Raw genomic sequence first — 15,977 nt, 5'->3', positions numbered from 1 at the left:
ACCCGTGCCGACGGCCCCATCTCAGGACCGCAGCACCACGCCACCGTCGGTCGCGGCCGACCCAGAGAACGGATCGGTGAACTCTCTCCCCCTGCTCACCGCCGCGATGCCCGGCGGCAGGCCCGTCCGTGCCCGGACCGAGGTCGGCTCAGCCGTCCTGACCGCCCGTTCACGCCTCAAGCAGCCTGCGGCCCGGTTGCCCTCCCGCGCCCTGAGTGCATCGGTAGGCGGGGAAGGCGCCGCTGTCAGATGTCGGCGCTTGACCCATTTCCGATGGCGCATCACGTTGCGTGTGTCGCAATCCTTGAGCCTGCACAAAAGCCGCTTACCTGCAGCTTCGCCACGTGTGCATATGTGCGCTGCGGGCGGTATCGGCGATATCTCGACTGGGGCACGTCTTGGAGAAGAGGGGGCAGGAGGCCGGGTGAGCGTGTGGCCGATAGCCGCCGTGCATGGACGCGGGAGCCTATTCCCGAAGGCGAATTCCCTTGACGGCGGTGTCGAAGACCGGCCGGTACTGGTTCCATTGTGCGTTCGGCGCGGAGAGGTAGACCACGTACTGGGTACCGTCGGCGCCGGCGAAGGCCAGCTCCACCGCTCGGTATTCCCGTAGCTGGCCGTTGAAGGTGAACTCCCAGTACCCCGCGGGCCGTCCGCGGAACGTCGTGGGGCCCATCCTCACCCGCTCGTAGCCCGGGTTGTCACGACGCGTCTGGGCCTCTTCGGTCTCGTGCCAGTGTCGGAGCGGATCGGACCCCGCGAACTCGACGACGTCGACCCTCAGGCCCACCCGTCCGGACGGGTCCACGTAGGCAACTTCGCCACCGGGCACGTTCTTGGGCCTCCAACCGTCCGCTATGGGGACGGAGAAGCCTTGGCCGGCTGTCTGGAGGTGGTATCCGGCAGGCAGCGGGGGCGGTGGGGACGGACTGGGGCTCGGGGGCCGGGTGGCGGGGTGTGCCTGGGACGGGTGACCGGTTGTCGAAGCGGAATCGTCCGCGGGCCATAGCAGTGCGCCGCCCGTGACGATGGCGGCGACCACCGCCGCGGAGGCACACCACAACGCCGTACGGCTGCTGCGCCTGCCGCCTCCTGCCGGAGCTCCGGGCGCTGTCGCACGTTCCGGTCGGCTGGGCGCATGGACAGGCACGGTCCGTGTAGTGGTCGCGTCGCTGAGGCGGCGTTCGGCCTCGTGTGCGTCCATGCGCCGGTCGGGTTCCTTCACCAGCAGCCCCTCGATCACCGGGGCCAGGTCCCCCGCGCTGCGCGGGGGTTCGTAGGTGTCGGCGGCGATGGCGTACGCCGTCTCGATCGGGGTGTCGCGTTGGAACGGGTGGCGGCCTTCAACCGCCTGGTACAGCGTCGCTCCCAGGGACCACAGGTCGCAGGCGGGGCCGGGTTCGGCGATTCCGCTCCGGAGGCGTTCCGGCGCGAGGTACTGGATCGACCCGACCAGCTCACCGGTTCTGGTGAGGGACGGTGTGCCGGACTCCACGGCGATGCCGAAGTCGGTGAGGACGATGCGTCCGTCGTTCCCGAGCAGCACGTTGGCGGGCTTGACGTCCCGGTGCAGCACCCCGGCGTCATGTGCGGCGCGCAGCGCGGCGGCCACGCTGCGGCCGATGCGGGCGACCTCCTCGGGGGGCAGTGCGCCCTTCTGCTTCAGGACGTCGCCCAGCGTGACCGAGGGAACGTATTCCATGACGATGCAAGGGAGGCCGTCGTCCTCGACGACGTCGTGCACGACGATCACATGGGGGTGGGTGATCCGGGCGGCGCTGCGGGCCTCCCGGCGGGTGCGCTCGTAGAGCTTCTGGACCTCGTCGTCGTGCAGGTGCGGCTGTACGTGCAGCTTCTTGACGGCGACGTGCCGGCCGAGCAGTTCGTCCTCGGCCCGCCACACCGTGCCCATGCCACCGCGGCCCACACGCTCTACCAGTCGGTAGCGGCCGGCTATGAGCCGCCCCAGATCGGACACTGTGAGACCTTTGCCTTCTCCGCACGCCGGAGCGCGCCTGAACATATTGCGGGAGCACCTTAGCCGGTGTTGATTACATGGCCATGCCAGCAGATTTCCCAGGCTGCGACACGACATCCCAGCACACCGGAGAGCTCGCAGGGCGCCTGGGACAACTACCGGAGCGGGTTGCCTTGTTGGCCCGGGAACTGGGGCTGCGGGGCAGGGGAACGCCGCCACCGCGAACGTCATCCCCTTTGCGGGCCCGGTCGCTGACCCCGTTGCGCTCGTCCTGGGCGCGCAGGGGTGCAAGCAGATCAAGCAGACCGGCGAAAAGGGTGGCGGGCTGGGACCTGTTCCAAGTACAGATCACGAGGTGGGTTGGAGGCTGCACAGCCAGATGACCGCGCCAGGTAGGTGAAGGCCGGCGAGGCCCCGCCACCCTTTGGTCTCGTTGATGGCACGTTCCACGGTGTTGCGTTCGCGGTACAGGGCCGTGTCATGGGAGATGGGACGGCCGCCCTTGCCGCCCTTCTTCTTTCGATGGGCGGCTTGGTCGGCTTCCTCCGGGATGGTGGCGGCGTTCCTTCCGCTCAGGGGCTGCGGTGTCGGCTGCCGGTGAGACCGCCAGGGCGTTTCGCCTCTTTCGTGAAGTGCCCTTTTCCTCTGCGTCTGGAAGGTCCCGGCGGCGATCCCGATCGGGAACCGACCGTAGACGGTCGATCAGGGTCCGTACCGCTCGGGGATGTCCCGCCACGGACTCCCCGTCCTGAACCGCCACATCACCGCATGGAAATGCCGGCGCAGGTCGGGGATCGGCCCGCGCTCGCCCAACGGCAAATGCGGCTCGACCAACTCCCAGTCGGCTTCGCCAAGAGGTACGTGTTCCGACCGGTCAGCGACTCAATCGGGCAGCGAGGCCGTCGAGCACGCAGTCCAGGCCGAACGCGAACTCGGCGTCGGGGTCGACTTCCTCGGCTTCGAGGACGCGGCGGGCGAGCATCGGGTGCTCGCCCGCCGCGAGGACCTCGTTGATGTAGGGGCCGACGCTGCGCTGCCACTGCTCCTCGGTCAGGCCGGTGCGCTGCTCGGCGAGCCGAGCGGCCTGCTGGGTGGCCACCGAGCCCAGCACGTACGCGTGCACGGCGCTGAGCGCCTGCGAGGCCAGGGTGATGTCGGGCGTGAGCGCAACGGCGGCGCGCAGCGCGGATTCCGACCGCCGCAACGAGTTGGGGCCGAGCGAGGGCCTGCCCGCCAGTTCACCCGCCAACCACGGGTGCCGCAGCAGGGTCGCACGCAGCGCGTGCGCGACCGCGGCCAGGTCGGCGCGCCAGTCCCGCGTGGGCTCGGGGAGCGGGTCCTCGCCCTGCGCCGCGTCGACCATCAGGTCCACCAGTTCGTCGCGGTTGGTGATGTAGCGGTAGAGGGTGGCCGTCCCGGAACCGAGGTCGCTTGCGACCCGGCGCATCGACACCGCGGCCAAGCCCTCCGCGTCGGCGACGGCCAGCGCGGCGGCCACGTACTGGTCCACCCCCGGCGCGCGTCGACGCGGTTCGGGGCGAGTCCTGGCCCACACCGTCGAAGGAGCGGGTTCGATCATGCGAGTGGTTCCTTTCCTCGTTGACCGGCATTCTACCTTCTGGATACGGTGTAGCCATGACGGAAACAGCGTATCCAGAAGTGCCGGTGCTCGTGGTTGGAGGCGGCAGCGTCGGGCTGCTCGCCGCGGCACTGCTCGCCCACCACGGCGTCCCCGCGGTGCTCGTCGAACGCCGATCCGGGCCGTCGGTCCACCCGCGCGCCACCGGCATCGGGCCGCGCACCGTCGAGGTCCTGCGCGAGCTCGGGCTCGACGCCGCCGTCGACGCCGCCGCGGTCGACCTCCGGGGCGCCGCGGGCAAGGCGGTCGCGCGGACCGTCGTGGAGATGGGCGCAGGCGACGTCACGACCGTGCCCATGCCGACCCCGTCCGCCGCTGAACTGGACACGACGCCGTTCAGGCTGCGCGGCGTCTGCGCGCAGGACCGCCTCGACGCAGTGGTGGCGGCCGACCTGGCGCGCCGCGGAGCGGATCTGCGCTGGTCGACCCGCCTGGTCGGTATCACGCAGGACGCCGACGGGGCCGACGTCGAGCTGGAGGGGCCCGATGGCCGCTACTCGTTGCGCTGCGCGCGCGTGGTGGCCGCGGACGGCGCGCACAGCGCCGTGCGGACCGCGCTCGGCGTGGGCACCTCCGGGGCGGGCGACCTGGGCAAGTCGATGATCAACATCCTGTTCCGCGCCGACCTCCGACCTCACCTGCGGGGGATGTCCTTCGGCACCTGCACCATCACCACACCGGAGGCGCCCGGCCTGCTGGTGACCGTGGACGGCAAGACGGACTGGGTCTTCCACGTCGCTTGCGACGTCGACGGGGGCGAGCGCCCCGAGGACTTCACGCACGAGCGCTGCGCCGCGGTCGTCCGGGCGGCGGTCGGCGATCCCGGCCTCGACGTCGAGGTGCGCAGCGCGCTCCCCTGGCGGCCCCGGAGCGCCCTGGCCGACCGCTTCGCCGTCGGTCGCGTGTTCCTCGTTGGCGATGCCGCGCACACCGTGGCACCCCTGGGCGCGTTCGGCCTCAACACCGGCGTCGCCGACGCCCACAACCTGGCGTGGAAACTGGCCGCCGTGCACAAGGGAGAGGCGGGCGCCGGCCTGCTCGACACCTACGCGCAGGAGCGCGAGCCGGTCGCCGCGGCGACGCTGGACCAGGCGATGCGCAGGCTCGCCGACCCGCAGCTGCACTGGGGGCGTGGACCTGAGGCCGACACCGCCAGAGCGGTGGCGGGGGTGTGGGCGGCGCAGGTCGTGCACCTCGGCCAGCGGTACGACTCGGCCGCAGTCGTCGACCCGCAGCCGGAACTGCCGTCCACGGTGGACCTGGCGGTGGCACTGGACGGGTCGCCGGGTTCACGGGTGCCCCACGCGTGGGTCGACGGGGTCTCCACGCTCGACCTGGTCGCGTCCCGGTGGACCTTGCTGGTGGGCGTCGCGGGCGACCGGTGGCTCGCCGCCGCGGCGGACGTCGGCCTACCGGCACACCGGGTCTGCGCGCCGTGGCTGTCCGACGACGGGGCCCTGCTCGTGCGACCGGACGCGATCGTCGCGATGCGGGTCACGGCACCGGTCCCGGACCCGGCGCAGTTCCTCGCCGACGTCCTGGACCAGGTGCTGGCCAGGCCGGTCGCGGTGCCGAGCGCCTGACCGGGGCGCCTCGACGGAGGTGCCCCGGTCGCAGCTGCAGCTTGGTCGTGCTGACCTTGAAGTTCGAGAAGTACGCGTGCACTTCCCGTTCGACGACCCGGCTGCTGTTCCGATGCCCGCGGACTTGCAGGAATTGCTACATCACCGGTGGCGGGGAACAGGTGCGCCGCGTCGCCGGCCAGCAGGATCCGCCCGTCCCGGTAGCGCTCGGCCTGCCGGGCTTTGAACGCGAACCGCGACAGCCGGATCGGTTCTCCCAAGGGCAGGTCCGCGCCGAGCACGCGGCGAACGCTGTCCTGGAGTTCGGTGACGGTCATGGGTGTGTCGTCGTCGTACTCGACCAGCAGCGCAAGAGGCCGCAGCCCGCCCTCACTGGATAGCTGAATCTTCGTGCTCGGCCCGGCGCGCGAACGGCCGAGGGCTTCATCGGCGCGGTGCTGAAGATCAAGCACGCCCAGGCATGGACCGGGCCGACTGCCGGCCCGGTCCATGGGTTTGTGCAGCTGACAACAGTCAGTATCAGTACTGGATGGTGTGGTTGTAGAGGATGTTCTGGGCCGTCGTGCCGCTGTCCAGGCCGTAGTCGGGCCGGTCGTTGACGAAGTACTCGCGGAAGCTGGACTGCCAGGTCTTGGTCATCATGGTGTTGCTCCTCATCCAGCCGCCGTCGACCTGGGACCACAGGTCGACCAGCGCGGTGGCGACGCGGGCCTCGCAGGCGTCGCCTGGGTCGATGCCGGTCGTGGAGCGGTCATTGGCGAGGTTCATGGAGCTGCCGTTGCCCCAGTAGTACGTGGTGTCGTTGAAGGTGTGGAACGCCACCGCGTTGGCGAAGCCCTCGGTCCAGCCGCAGCTGGTGGAGGAGGTGCGGTTGACGTAGTGGGGCGAGCAGTTGCTCACGTTCGGCCACCAGCCGTGGTAGAGCTTGCCCATGAGGGCGTGGCCCGCCTCGTGGGCGGTGGTGTGCTCGGAGTCGGGATCGTTGTCCGCGAGGTGGATCTTGTCCTCGCCGGTGCTCCAGTACGTGCCGTCGGTGGAGCCGGGGTACCACTGGACGGTGATGGGCGTGCAGTGGCCGTCCTGTTGGCTGCTTGCCCAGCAGTTGGTCGTGGAACCGCGGTTCCACCACAGCTTGTTGAGGGTGTCGAGGGCGTGCCAGGCGCGGCTCTGCCCGTCGTTGGCGTACACGTTGCCCAGGTTGGTGGTGCCCGAGATGTTGTTCAGCGAGTACGTGGCGGTGGAGTAGAGACCGCCGTTGGCGTCGACCACCGACCACATCTGGCCGGCCTGCGTCTGGAACTCCACCCATGCCTGGGGGGTGACGGAGGCGCTCGGGGTGTAGCAGAGGTTGAACTTGCCGTCGCCGTTGCCGGTCATCCCCGTGGCGAGCTTCTGCGTACCGCTGTTGGGGGTCGGCTTGCCCCACAGGGTGATGTTGGCGTTGCTGATCGGCTCGTCCCGGTTGGCCTTGCCGTTCCAACTGCCGCCCTCGGCGGACTGGAAGCGGTTGCGGAAGGTGCCGCTGACACAGACCTGGGCGGCGGCTGCGGCGGTGACGCGCGGGGAGGCCGGGGCCGAAGCGATCGAGGCAGCCGAGGCATGGGCACGGGAAGGAGCAGGGGCCTTGGGCGTAACCGGGCGGGCCGGACGGGTGCCGACCCCGGGGCGGTGGACCGGGGACGCGTCGGCCTTGGTGACCGAGATGCCCTTGTCGGAGGAGCCCTTGGACGTGCCGACGGTGAGTTCCACCGAGTCGTGCCCGGCACGACGCGGGTCGGGACGGTCGATGTCGCTGATGTCCGCCTGGATCTGGGCGGGTCCGGGGGCGACGGCCTTGACCTTGAGCTGGACGATGCGGGTGCCGGGGGTGAGGGCGAACGTCTTGCTGGTGCGCTGGCCGAAGGTGTCCGTCGTGGGTGCGGCGAGGCCGGACTCCCCGCCGATCATCCGTAGTGCGGGCGGCAGTTGGACGGACAGTCCAGCGTGCTGGACGTCGGCCTGCGCCTGGACGTCCACGGTGAGGGTGGCCTGCTCGCCGACAGCAGGCAGGTGGTCGAGAGAAGCGGTGACGCCGAGGCAGCTGAGCGGCGCCTCGGAGTCCTTCTCCGCGGGGCGGATCGTGCAGGTGCCGCCGGCCGGGGTGGTCGTGCCCGCGAACGCGGACGGCACGACGATGATTGCCAGACAGGCGCCTACGCCTGCCAGCGCGGTCAGAGCGGCGGGTCTCGTGACCCGTATTCGGGACATGGCATGCCTTTCTGCGGCGCGCACGAGCCCGGTCTGGCACGACCTGGTCCGGTGCACGCGGGCAGAGCTGTGAGGGGGGTAGGGCACTGCACCCCGGGACACTGCAGCGATCAACCACCAGATCGATCGCGGGCCAAAGCAACACCCTGGGTAACAGTGGCCGAAACCATATACCTATGGCCTGCGCATGTCATCGCTCAATGCGGAAAAGGTGGATCAGATGCGAACCGTGCCCAGCGGCAGTGCGACGAGACGGCGGGCGAAGGGGGTCTTGCCGGCGGTGAGTTGGTCGAGCGCGCGGTCGTTCAAGGCATCGCGATGGGGAAGGACGCGAGCGAGCGGCCCGGTGAGGACCCAGCCGAGTCCGGTGCCTGTCGTGTTGACGATGAGGTCGTCGAAGGCGAAGAGGCGGTACGGGCGCTCGTAGAGGCCCAACAGCCCGCTGTACTGGATTGGGGCATGTCTGAAGGGTCTCCGCTCCAACGTCGACCGCGGCGAGCGCGACCTCGGCGGTTGAGCGACCGTTCACGGATTGCACCCGGCCATCGGCTCGGGGGGCATCCCGCTTGCGCGTGCGCCCTAGGTATGAAACTGCCGGACATTGGTGACACACGGATCTCCGTCTACGACGGAGCTAGCCATACCCCCTTCACCGCAACAACAGCGGGATCGCCAGGCCCAGCGACGTCTGGCGGTCCAGCGATCTTGATCTGTGGCACGTGGAGAACTGACGGATGCGCAGTGCTCGCCTGGAGCCGCTGTTGCCCAGGGGTAAGAAGCCGGGGCGGCCCCTGATATGGACCAGGCGGTAGCTGATCGACGGCATACGGTTTCCGCACCCGCGCCGGCGTGCCGTGGCGGGACGTGCAGGAGCGGTACGGACCCTGGGCCCGGGTGTACGACCTGTTTCGCCGCTGGCAGCGGGACGGCACCTGGCAGCGGATCTTCGCCGAACTGCAGGCCCAGGCCGACGCCAGCGAGCTCATCACCTGGGACCTCAACATCGACTCCACCGCGTGCCGGGCCCACCAGCACGCCGCAGGGGCGAGGGAAAAGGGGAGCTGCAGAAAGAGCTGCCCGGCGGTATCACCGTCGAGCCGGATGATCACGGCCTCGGGTCGGTTAACACCCCAGAGTCGCCTGGAGTTTGGGGCGTATGCGAGACGAGTGGCTGTCTCGAACTCGTGGGACGTAGGCGGCCCGTGGGGTCCGTATCGGCAGGATCTCACGAGTTCTTCGTGGCCGGGATCTCTGCGTGGAGACGATGCTGGGCGTGAGCTTTCTGGCGAGCGAGTACGTCGTTGGCTGTGACGGCGACGGTGGGCGCATCGACTCGCTGGGTATCGACGAGAACGGTTCGCCGGTCGTCGTGGAGCACAAGCGGGGCACTGACTCCGGAGTGATCAACCAGGGCCTGTCCTACATGTCCTGGCTCGTGGCGCACAGGGATGCCTTCCGCACCTTGGTCCGCGAACGACTGGGGGCGATGGTCGCGTGCCAGATCCCGTGGAGCGCGGCCGGGCAGCGGGGTGTTCGGCAGCAGGGTGGAGCGCTGGCGGAGCTGGCCGAGGCGGTCCAGGCGGTCGACGAGGCGCTGCTCGGCGTCGGGGACGGCGTCACACGGGTGCAGCGCCAGCAGTACGTCGCCTACCAGCGGCTGTGCGACTCCGCCTGTGCCATCCCGCCCCGGCAGACCAAACTGCTCGTCTACCTCAAGGCCAACCCGAAGACGGTCGACCTCATCCCCGGCTACACCCGGAACGTTACCGGGCTCGGCCACCACGGCACCGGCAACCCGGAGGTCCAACTGCGCACCGAGCGGGACCTGGTGCGCGCCCGGGACCTGTTCCGCCTCAGCTACGCCGCGGTATGACGGCTGGCGGTCGCGTCGAGCGGGAGCGTGCTTTGAGGGATTGGTGTTGCGTTGCCGGGGCCTCACGACGGAGGGGTAGTTGGTGGCGGTGGACTGCCCATGATGCGCGGGATCGCCCGAATCAGGTTGAGTTGGGGCTTGGGTTGACCTCGTGACTAGCATCTTGCCAGGTCAAGGGGTTAACCCCGGTTCATGTCAGGTTGTAGTTTCACTCATCTCTGGTCGGTTTTGATCGTACCGTTGCTGACTCGTTGCTGACCTAGCTGACATCGAGTCAGCTCACTTCGAGGTGTCCTGCGGGTCGACCCGCAGGCGGCCGTGCCCCTCCAGTGGTGCTGGATGTGTGAGCCCGTCTGCTTGGACGGCTTCACGCCACGATTGATCTGATGCTGATCGTCCGCCATTGTGGGCGACATCCCGTGAGTTCCCCTGATCCCTGCTGAGTCCCCAGCCCCGTGGCTTCAGTTCAAGCGGTCGTTGCAACGCCCCGTCCGCAGGGAGTTGCAGTGGACTTCGAGATCCGGGAGGACCGGAAGCCGCGGGGACTCGGGAAGTCGGTCCAGGAGGCGGCCTGAGCCAGGAATCCCCTCCCTGTAGAAAGGGGGCCGCGGTCAACGGAGACGTCTCATCGGGAGATGGTGATGCTCGCCTCGGCGATCGACGGGCTGGCCGTGAGCGCGTCGATGATCTGCTGCTGAGAGGTTCGCGTGCGGTTGTCCATGGCGGCTCGGGCCGCGACCGGATCGCGGTCGCGGATCGTTTCCCAGACCGCGCGTCGTTGATGCGCGGCTGAGTCCGAGAACGGAAGCGATCCCAAGGCGATCCGCAGAACTCGTTCCAGCTCGTCGAAGACCTGGATGACCGACCGGGCCAGCCTGTCGTTGCCGCAGTTGTCGGCGATGATCGCATCGAACTCCAAAGTGGCGCGGAGGAACGCCTCGATGCTCTCTGTATCGCCTGGCTCGTAGGACTGGCCGAGGAGTTCTTCCATGCGGGCGAGATCATTCTGCGGGCAGCCGCGCTCTGCCGCGAGGGTGGCGGTCTCCGTCTCCAGAAGCCGGCGGAAGGCGCACAGATCGCGTGCCCCCTTCAAGGTCACAGGCAGGATCCGGTATCCCGAGCGGGGGAGCGCATCGACCAGCCCGTCGCGCTGCAGCCGGGTCAGAGCTTCTCTCACCGGCATGGCGCCGGCGTCGGTCAACCGTGTCAGATCCGTCTTGGTGACACGGGCGCCGGGGGCCAGGTCAAGCTCGATGATCCGCCGCTTGATTTCGAGATATGCGCGCTCGGTGGCGCTCAGGCTGGGGTGGTCCGTGCTGAGGATGGCGGGCAGATACTTCACGCACCCATCCTAGGGATGTGGTATCCCAGCTGGAAGTTCTTGGATCTTAGCGCGCGGCTGCAGGCGCTGGATGCGGTAGGCGTTCGTCCGGGGAGACCATGTGCCGCGGGTGGCGGCCGACGCCGTAAAGGTGGCCCGCCAGACGCCGGTCGTGATCGTCTTCGCGGCCGGCTGTCGGCTGCGCCTCGTGGCGTTTGCCACCGCCGTCCGGTCTTGCCTGGCCCCTTCCGTCGGCATTCGCCTCGCCGGACCTCGCGCGGGTGCAATCGAACCCGTCGGCCTGAGGGTGGCGAAACAGGGGGCCAGGGCAAACGATCAGTCCGCCGTTGCCGTCAACTGCTTCACAAAAGTGTCTGCGACCTGCGCAACCCACTCCGGATTCTCAAGCGGTGGGTAATGCCCGATGTCAGGCACCCTCAGCAGCTGCGCCGCCGAGCCCATCTCGGCGACCGTGTCGTCAACCAGCTCATCCTGCACGAAGAAATCGTCGGTGCCCTGCACGAGCAGGACCGGGCACCGCACCTCGCCGAGCCGGCCGCGCAGATCATGGGAAGCCCACGCCTGACCGTCGAACTGACCGGCCTGCTGGGAGGTGCTGCGTTGGAGCCACCTCAGCTCGGTTTGCTGCTCGGCTGTCAGCTTCTTGCTGGCCGAGGTCACCGCCGCGTACTCGAGGTGATCCGTCCAGCCGGCATCGGGCGCGCTTGTCCGACCTGCCAGCAACGCGGCAGCCTCGGCCGACAGCGGTGTCCACGACGCTGCTTGCATCGCGACGACGCCTCGATAGCCCTCTCCGTGGTGAGCGGCAAGATCCAGTGCCGCCAGGCCCCCGACAGAGGCGCCGAGCACAAAGGGCGAGATTCCAGGCAGCACCGTGCCCACGAACGCGTGCACGAACTCGGCGTGGTCGTGAATGGAAGTCCCCGGCTGCCACTGTGCCGGGTAGGAACGGCAGTGCCCGGGAAGATCGGGCGCGATCGCGCGATATCCGCGTTCGGCGAGCAACGGCAGAAGGTGCCGGTAGATCCGAGAGTCGGTGGCCCCAGGGTGAATGCACACGATCGGGATGCCTTCGCCGGCCTCGTCGAAGTAGGTGCGTGCACCGTTGACCGCGACATAGCGGCCCGTGATCGGTTCGAAGATCGTCATCACTCAACTCCTCGATGGTCACATACGGAGATTTTCGGCCGCGTGGCAGCGGCTCACTGTCAGCATTAAGGCAGTCGAGATCTCTGTAATGCAAACTGAGATCTCAGATCGGGGTGGGGGCCTTCGCGACAGGCACCGTCACAGTCCTGACCGCCTCACCCGGCCCCGCGTCGGCCACCGGTGTTCCCGAGGTGTTCAGGAGGCGGGCGACCGTGCCCGGCTTGACCCAACCCACCCGTCCCCGTCACCATCCGGCTGCCCCGTCCGAGGACGTTGTGCTCGGGGTGGCCACCCACAAGGATGCCCATGTGGCCGCGGTGGCCACCGTCACGGGAGCCCGGCTGGACACCCGGAGCTTTCACGCAACTCGCAACGGGTACCGGAAACTCCTGGCTTGGGCGCGGTCCTCCGGTCGCCTGCGGCGGGCCGGCATCGAGTGCACCGGCTCCTACGGTGCGGCGCTGACGCGCTACCAGCACAGCGAAGGCATCACGGTCATCGAGGTCAACTAGCCGAACAAGGCCACCCGGCGCCGACGCGGCAAAGCTGATGGGCGGGTGGACCTGTCCGATCAGCCCAGCGATGCGCTCGCTGCGCGCAGTTCGTCCAGGGCCGCCAGGACGTATCCGGCGAGTTCGACTTTGCCGTCACGGTCGCCTTCGGACCATTCGGCGAACCCGCGCTTGAAGGCGAGGACGCCCAGCTCGCTCGCGAGGGCCGCGGTGGGGTCGGGCAGGCCGCGGGCGACCAGGGCGGCCGTCATCGCGGCAGCGAGGCTGACGGTCTTGAGGGCGTCACGCTCTTGCAGCTCGGCGCTGGCGGCGACGGCCGCCTTGAGGCGCGGGGCGAGCTCGCGGTTCATGGGGCCCATCGCGCTCGACGCGCGCTCAAGACCGGCGGCGACCGCCTCTAGTGGGGTGGCGCGGCCGGGGGCCTCGGCGATCCCTTCGGTCAGCAGTCGGCTCAGCGTCTCCTGTCCGGCCACCAGCAGTTCGCGCTTGTCGGGGAAGTGCCGGAAGAAGGTGCTCTTGGTGACCCCGGCGCGCTCGGCGATCTGCGCGACCGTCGTGGCGTCGTACCCCTGCTCGGTGAACAGGTCGCATGCGGCCACGACGAGGCGTTCGCGTGCGCCTGGTTCCCACCTACCCATGGGGCCAGCATATGCGATGGGACTCTTGTCCCGTCACCTGGTACCGTATGACGGGACAAGAGTCCCATCACTTGGGGGAGGATTTCCATGCGTGTCTTCGTCACCGGTGCCACCGGTCTGATCGGGTCAGCCGTCGTCGCCGAACTGCTCGGCAACGGCCACACCGTCCTCGCGCTCGCCCGTTCCGACGCGTCCGCGCTCGCCGCCGAGGCGGCCGGCGCCGAGCCGCTCCGGGGAGCCCTCGCCGATCTGGACGTCCTCCGGGGCGGCGTCACTCAGGCCGACGGGGTCGTCCACCTGGCGTTCGGCAACGACTTCAGCAGCCCCGAGGCCCTCGCGAAGAACGTCACTGAGGAGAGCGCCGCCCTCGCGGCCCTCGGCGAGGAACTCATCGGCAGCAACCGCCCCTTCGTGACCGTCTCGGGCACGCCCCAGGCCCCGGGCCGTGTCTCCACCGAGGCCGACCCGGTGCCGACCGACGGACCGGTCGGCGGTCGCGGCCGCGCCGTCACGGCGGTCCTGGGCCTTGCCGCGCGCGGGGTCCGGAGTACGGCCGTACGCCTGCCGCGCACGGTCCACAACCAGGGCACTGGTGGGTTCGCCGGCCTGCTGACCGGCATCGCACGCCGGACCGGGGTCTCCGGCTACCCGGGCGACGGCACACAGCGCTGGCCGGCCGTCCACGCGCGCGACGCGGCGGTCCTCCTCCGGCTCGCCCTGGAACAGGCGGAAGCCGGCAGCGTCTGGCACGCCGTGGCCGACGAGGGGGACCGGGTGCGGGACATCGCCGCGGTCATCGGCCGACGGCTGGGCCTGCCGGTCGAGTCCGTGCCGCCGCAGACGTACGGCCCTCTCGGTCCGATCTTCGCGACCGACCAGCCCTCGTCCAGCGCCCATACCCGGCAGACCCTCGGCTGGGAGCCGAAGTACCCCAGCCTCCTGGAGGACCTGGAGAACCTTCAGCCCTGACCGGTGACCGGGAGGCCCGCTTACGACGCGCGCGCCGACAACTCCCCGACCGAGAGTTCCTGTAGTGCCAGGGCCTGCAGCAGCTGGATCCGGATAGGTCCGGCCAGCGTCTTCAACATGGCGACCATGGCGCCGACTTCGGCATCCGCGAAAGGCGCGGTTGCCGTGCGGACGGGGAGGAGCACCACGTCAGGCTCCCGGACAGCGTGCATCGGCCGCGTCCCTTCCCTGCTGGTGTGCCTGGGTGTCGGGTGTCGGGGTGCGGCACTGGTGCCAGTGCAGATCGCGGACGTACGGCACGCGGGAGAGTTGGTCGACGAGGTGGTCCAGGGGGCCGGTATCCGGACCGTCCAGGGCGACCGTCGCTCGTAGGTAGGCCGGATGGCGTGCAGGGCCTGAAGGTGGGCGCTGGGTCTGCCGAGGGCCAGCACGCACAGCGCGCGTATCTTGGCCGCGGCCTGGTGGTCGCAGTGGATATGGATCGTGGCGGGAGTCGGGGCCGGGGTGGTGGGTGGCGCGCTCTTCTTCGCCTGCGTGCGGGGCAGGAATCGCATGGGTACCTCGTGAGTCACTTCCGGTCGGGAAGCGGTGGGAGGGGAAGGGGGTCAGGTGGTGTTCCCGGAGCGGTTTGCGGGCACCAGCTGCGGGTTCAACGCGTAGCCGATCCGATGCACGGTGCGGATCAGCGACCGGTGGTCGGGGCCGAGTTTGCGACGCAGGCGGGCGATGTGGGCGTCGACGGTGCGCAGGTCGCCCATGGGCGCCTGCTGCCAGACCAGTTCCATCAGCCGGCGGCGAGTGTGGACGCGGTCGGGGTGGGCGGCGAGATGGGTGATCAGCTCGAACTCCATACAGGTGAGGGTGAGTTGGTGGCCATCGATGGAGGCGCGACGGATCGCGCAGTCGACGACGAGGCCGTTCACGCGGTACACGGGAGCCCGGGGCAGCTCCGCGGCCGCGGGTGTGTGCGGTGACTGCGGGACGGGCCGGGCCATGTCACGCCCCCGCGGCGCGGGCGCGGTCGCTCGGTCGTGGTGGACACGGTCAGCAGTGCGGTGGCGCAGCGCCATGTCGTCTCCTGTCGGATCGGTGTGTTGACGACAGTCGTGGTGGGGGCGTCGGGCTCCGGCGGCGGCGCCGACGTGCGGTGCTGGTGCGGCATGGCGGAAAGCGGTCACCTGCCACAGGAGCGGGCTGGATGGGGGGAGGGGCGCCATGACGTCTCCGGGGCAGAGAAGAGTTGCGCGGTTTCCTACGGATGTGGCGTTCGCGGAGCCGCTAGTGCCACGTGGCTTCGAGGTGGGGTCGGCCATCGGGGCCGGTGACGGTGCGCCAGTGAGCGTGCGGTCGAGTGGGCCGCTCCCGGCCGGTGGCCCCGGCTGCGGATGCCTGGCCGGGGAGTGTGCGGAGAACGGTGCTGTCGAGAGGGCTGTCGGCGATGCGCCGTACCACTGCGGAGAGAAAGCCGAGTACGGCGCGGCCGGTGTGCCAACGGTGGGTGGAGGGGCGGCGGATGTGGACAGCGGTGAAGACGGACATGCGGGAGTCACCTCCGTAAGGCGGCGCGCTGTCGGCGTAGGACAGGCGTGGCCGGGGCGGGTGAACGATTCAGTGGTGTGCGGGCTTCGGCACCCGCGTGGCGCTACGGGCCGTGTCAGCCTCGGGTGGCCGAGGCGGCGGCTTCGGTGATGCGCTCGGCCGCGGGCAGTGGCAGGTCGGCGAAGCGGGCGAGCCAGTGGGCGTCGTGGCCCTGCTGGGCGAGGAGGTAGGCCAGGTGCACGCGCGGTTCGTACCTGGCGCGCGGGCCGCGGGGGCGGGGGCAGGTACTGGGGCCGTCGAGCAGGTACTCCCGCTCGGTGCCGTCCTGCAGGGCCAGCTGCACACGTGGACAGATGTGACCAGTGGGGCTAGGGCTGGGGCTGGGACGTTGGTCGGTGGTGTGGTGGTGTCGGCGGGCCGGTGCGGTGAGCTTGGTGAGGTGCGGGAGCAGGCGCATGGGTGCCCTCCCTTCTCTGTGAGGGGTTGGTGGGGTGACGGCGGGCGGGGA

Annotated in this window: 16 protein-coding genes and 3 pseudogenes; 5 read left to right on the top strand and 14 right to left on the bottom strand. The window is 69.6% G+C overall.

What is annotated here, in order from left to right:
• Window positions 1-466: 466 nt before the first annotated feature.
• From JNO44_RS04355 to JNO44_RS04345, 4 genes and pseudogenes are all read right to left on the bottom strand, one after another.
• Entirely contained in the window at window positions 467-1,978 is a 1,512-nt protein-coding gene (locus JNO44_RS04355; protein ID WP_205361555.1) for a serine/threonine-protein kinase, read from the bottom strand.
• A 348-nt stretch (window positions 1,979-2,326) separates the two neighbouring features.
• A pseudogene (locus JNO44_RS45035) lies at window positions 2,327-2,536 on the bottom strand (IS5-like element ISMt1 family transposase); the annotation flags it as partial.
• 144 nt (window positions 2,537-2,680) lie between these two features.
• Window positions 2,681-2,815 (bottom strand): annotated as a pseudogene (locus JNO44_RS45030) (transposase); the annotation flags it as partial.
• A 37-nt stretch (window positions 2,816-2,852) separates the two neighbouring features.
• Window positions 2,853-3,557, bottom strand: coding sequence for a TetR/AcrR family transcriptional regulator C-terminal domain-containing protein (locus tag JNO44_RS04345; RefSeq protein ID WP_205361551.1), 705 nt, complete (start codon window positions 3,555-3,557; stop codon window positions 2,853-2,855).
• Between the two features lie 56 nt (window positions 3,558-3,613).
• On the opposite strand from JNO44_RS04345, the gene JNO44_RS04340 reads away from it, so the two are divergent.
• Window positions 3,614-5,200 (top strand): FAD-dependent monooxygenase, encoded by a 1,587-nt coding sequence (locus JNO44_RS04340; RefSeq protein WP_205361549.1) that lies wholly within the window; start codon window positions 3,614-3,616, stop codon window positions 5,198-5,200.
• Between the two features lie 155 nt (window positions 5,201-5,355).
• Here the strand turns inward: JNO44_RS04340 and JNO44_RS45025 are convergent.
• The 3 genes and pseudogenes from JNO44_RS45025 to JNO44_RS04325 all read right to left on the bottom strand — a co-directional run.
• Window positions 5,356-5,517: pseudogene (locus JNO44_RS45025) on the bottom strand (FAD-dependent monooxygenase); the annotation flags it as partial.
• A gap of 202 nt (window positions 5,518-5,719) precedes the next feature.
• Window positions 5,720-7,447, bottom strand: coding sequence for a mycolysin (locus JNO44_RS04330; protein ID WP_205361547.1), 1,728 nt, complete (start codon window positions 7,445-7,447; stop codon window positions 5,720-5,722).
• 216 nt (window positions 7,448-7,663) lie between these two features.
• On the bottom strand, window positions 7,664-7,882 hold the full coding sequence (locus JNO44_RS04325) for a VanZ family protein (protein WP_205361545.1): 219 nt from the start codon (window positions 7,880-7,882) through the stop codon (window positions 7,664-7,666).
• Between the two features lie 414 nt (window positions 7,883-8,296).
• Between JNO44_RS04325 and JNO44_RS45020 the strand changes: the two genes are divergently transcribed.
• Window positions 8,297-8,758: a transposase gene (locus tag JNO44_RS45020; protein ID WP_420882613.1), complete on the top strand. Its 462-nt coding sequence runs from the start codon at window positions 8,297-8,299 to the stop codon at window positions 8,756-8,758.
• Complete coding sequence (locus JNO44_RS04315; RefSeq protein ID WP_240167935.1) at window positions 8,661-9,320, top strand: transporter; 660 nt, start codon at window positions 8,661-8,663, stop codon at window positions 9,318-9,320. Before JNO44_RS45020 ends, JNO44_RS04315 begins: the two co-directional genes overlap by 98 nt.
• A gap of 625 nt (window positions 9,321-9,945) precedes the next feature.
• Here the strand turns inward: JNO44_RS04315 and JNO44_RS04310 are convergent.
• Both JNO44_RS04310 and JNO44_RS04305 read right to left on the bottom strand, forming a co-directional pair.
• Window positions 9,946-10,662, bottom strand: coding sequence for a GntR family transcriptional regulator (locus JNO44_RS04310; RefSeq protein WP_205361542.1), 717 nt, complete (start codon window positions 10,660-10,662; stop codon window positions 9,946-9,948).
• A 315-nt stretch (window positions 10,663-10,977) separates the two neighbouring features.
• Window positions 10,978-11,811 (bottom strand): alpha/beta fold hydrolase, encoded by an 834-nt coding sequence (locus tag JNO44_RS04305; protein WP_205361541.1) that lies wholly within the window; start codon window positions 11,809-11,811, stop codon window positions 10,978-10,980.
• Window positions 11,812-12,032: 221 nt separating this feature from the next.
• On the opposite strand from JNO44_RS04305, the gene JNO44_RS04300 reads away from it, so the two are divergent.
• Window positions 12,033-12,323: an IS110 family transposase gene (locus JNO44_RS04300; protein WP_205361540.1), complete on the top strand. Its 291-nt coding sequence runs from the start codon at window positions 12,033-12,035 to the stop codon at window positions 12,321-12,323.
• A gap of 59 nt (window positions 12,324-12,382) precedes the next feature.
• Here JNO44_RS04300 and JNO44_RS04295 read toward each other — a convergent pair whose 3' ends face one another.
• Complete coding sequence (locus tag JNO44_RS04295) at window positions 12,383-12,961, bottom strand: TetR/AcrR family transcriptional regulator (RefSeq protein ID WP_205361529.1); 579 nt, start codon at window positions 12,959-12,961, stop codon at window positions 12,383-12,385.
• 87 nt (window positions 12,962-13,048) lie between these two features.
• Between JNO44_RS04295 and JNO44_RS04290 the strand changes: the two genes are divergently transcribed.
• Window positions 13,049-13,930: an SDR family oxidoreductase gene (locus tag JNO44_RS04290; protein ID WP_205361526.1), complete on the top strand. Its 882-nt coding sequence runs from the start codon at window positions 13,049-13,051 to the stop codon at window positions 13,928-13,930.
• 20 nt (window positions 13,931-13,950) lie between these two features.
• Here JNO44_RS04290 and JNO44_RS04285 read toward each other — a convergent pair whose 3' ends face one another.
• From JNO44_RS04285 to JNO44_RS04270, 4 genes are all read right to left on the bottom strand, one after another.
• Entirely contained in the window at window positions 13,951-14,118 is a 168-nt protein-coding gene (locus tag JNO44_RS04285) for a hypothetical protein (protein ID WP_205361524.1), read from the bottom strand.
• 417 nt (window positions 14,119-14,535) lie between these two features.
• Entirely contained in the window at window positions 14,536-14,853 is a 318-nt protein-coding gene (locus JNO44_RS04280) for a winged helix-turn-helix domain-containing protein (RefSeq protein WP_240167409.1), read from the bottom strand.
• Window positions 14,854-15,208: 355 nt separating this feature from the next.
• Complete coding sequence (locus JNO44_RS04275; protein WP_205361523.1) at window positions 15,209-15,469, bottom strand: hypothetical protein; 261 nt, start codon at window positions 15,467-15,469, stop codon at window positions 15,209-15,211.
• A 115-nt stretch (window positions 15,470-15,584) separates the two neighbouring features.
• Entirely contained in the window at window positions 15,585-15,926 is a 342-nt protein-coding gene (locus JNO44_RS04270) for a hypothetical protein (protein ID WP_240167408.1), read from the bottom strand.
• Between the last annotated feature and the right edge of the window lie 51 nt (window positions 15,927-15,977).

It is taken from the genome of Streptomyces noursei (assembly GCF_016917755.1).
Lineage (GTDB): Bacteria > Actinomycetota > Actinomycetes > Streptomycetales > Streptomycetaceae > Streptomyces > Streptomyces yunnanensis.
This window is presented reverse-complemented; position numbering and strand designations above follow the sequence as displayed.

Coding starts and splice junctions, on each gene's coding strand:
- JNO44_RS04345 (WP_205361551.1), bottom strand. CDS start 3,557: ATGATCGAACCCGCTCCTTCGACGGTGTGGGCCAGGACTCGCCCCGAA.
- JNO44_RS04340 (WP_205361549.1), top strand. CDS start 3,614: ATGACGGAAACAGCGTATCCAGAAGTGCCGGTGCTCGTGGTTGGAGGC.
- JNO44_RS04330 (WP_205361547.1), bottom strand. CDS start 7,447: ATGTCCCGAATACGGGTCACGAGACCCGCCGCTCTGACCGCGCTGGCA.
- JNO44_RS04305 (WP_205361541.1), bottom strand. CDS start 11,811: ATGACGATCTTCGAACCGATCACGGGCCGCTATGTCGCGGTCAACGGT.
- JNO44_RS04295 (WP_205361529.1), bottom strand. CDS start 12,961: ATGGGTAGGTGGGAACCAGGCGCACGCGAACGCCTCGTCGTGGCCGCA.
- JNO44_RS04290 (WP_205361526.1), top strand. CDS start 13,049: ATGCGTGTCTTCGTCACCGGTGCCACCGGTCTGATCGGGTCAGCCGTC.
- JNO44_RS04275 (WP_205361523.1), bottom strand. CDS start 15,469: ATGTCCGTCTTCACCGCTGTCCACATCCGCCGCCCCTCCACCCACCGT.
- JNO44_RS04270 (WP_240167408.1), bottom strand. CDS start 15,926: ATGCGCCTGCTCCCGCACCTCACCAAGCTCACCGCACCGGCCCGCCGA.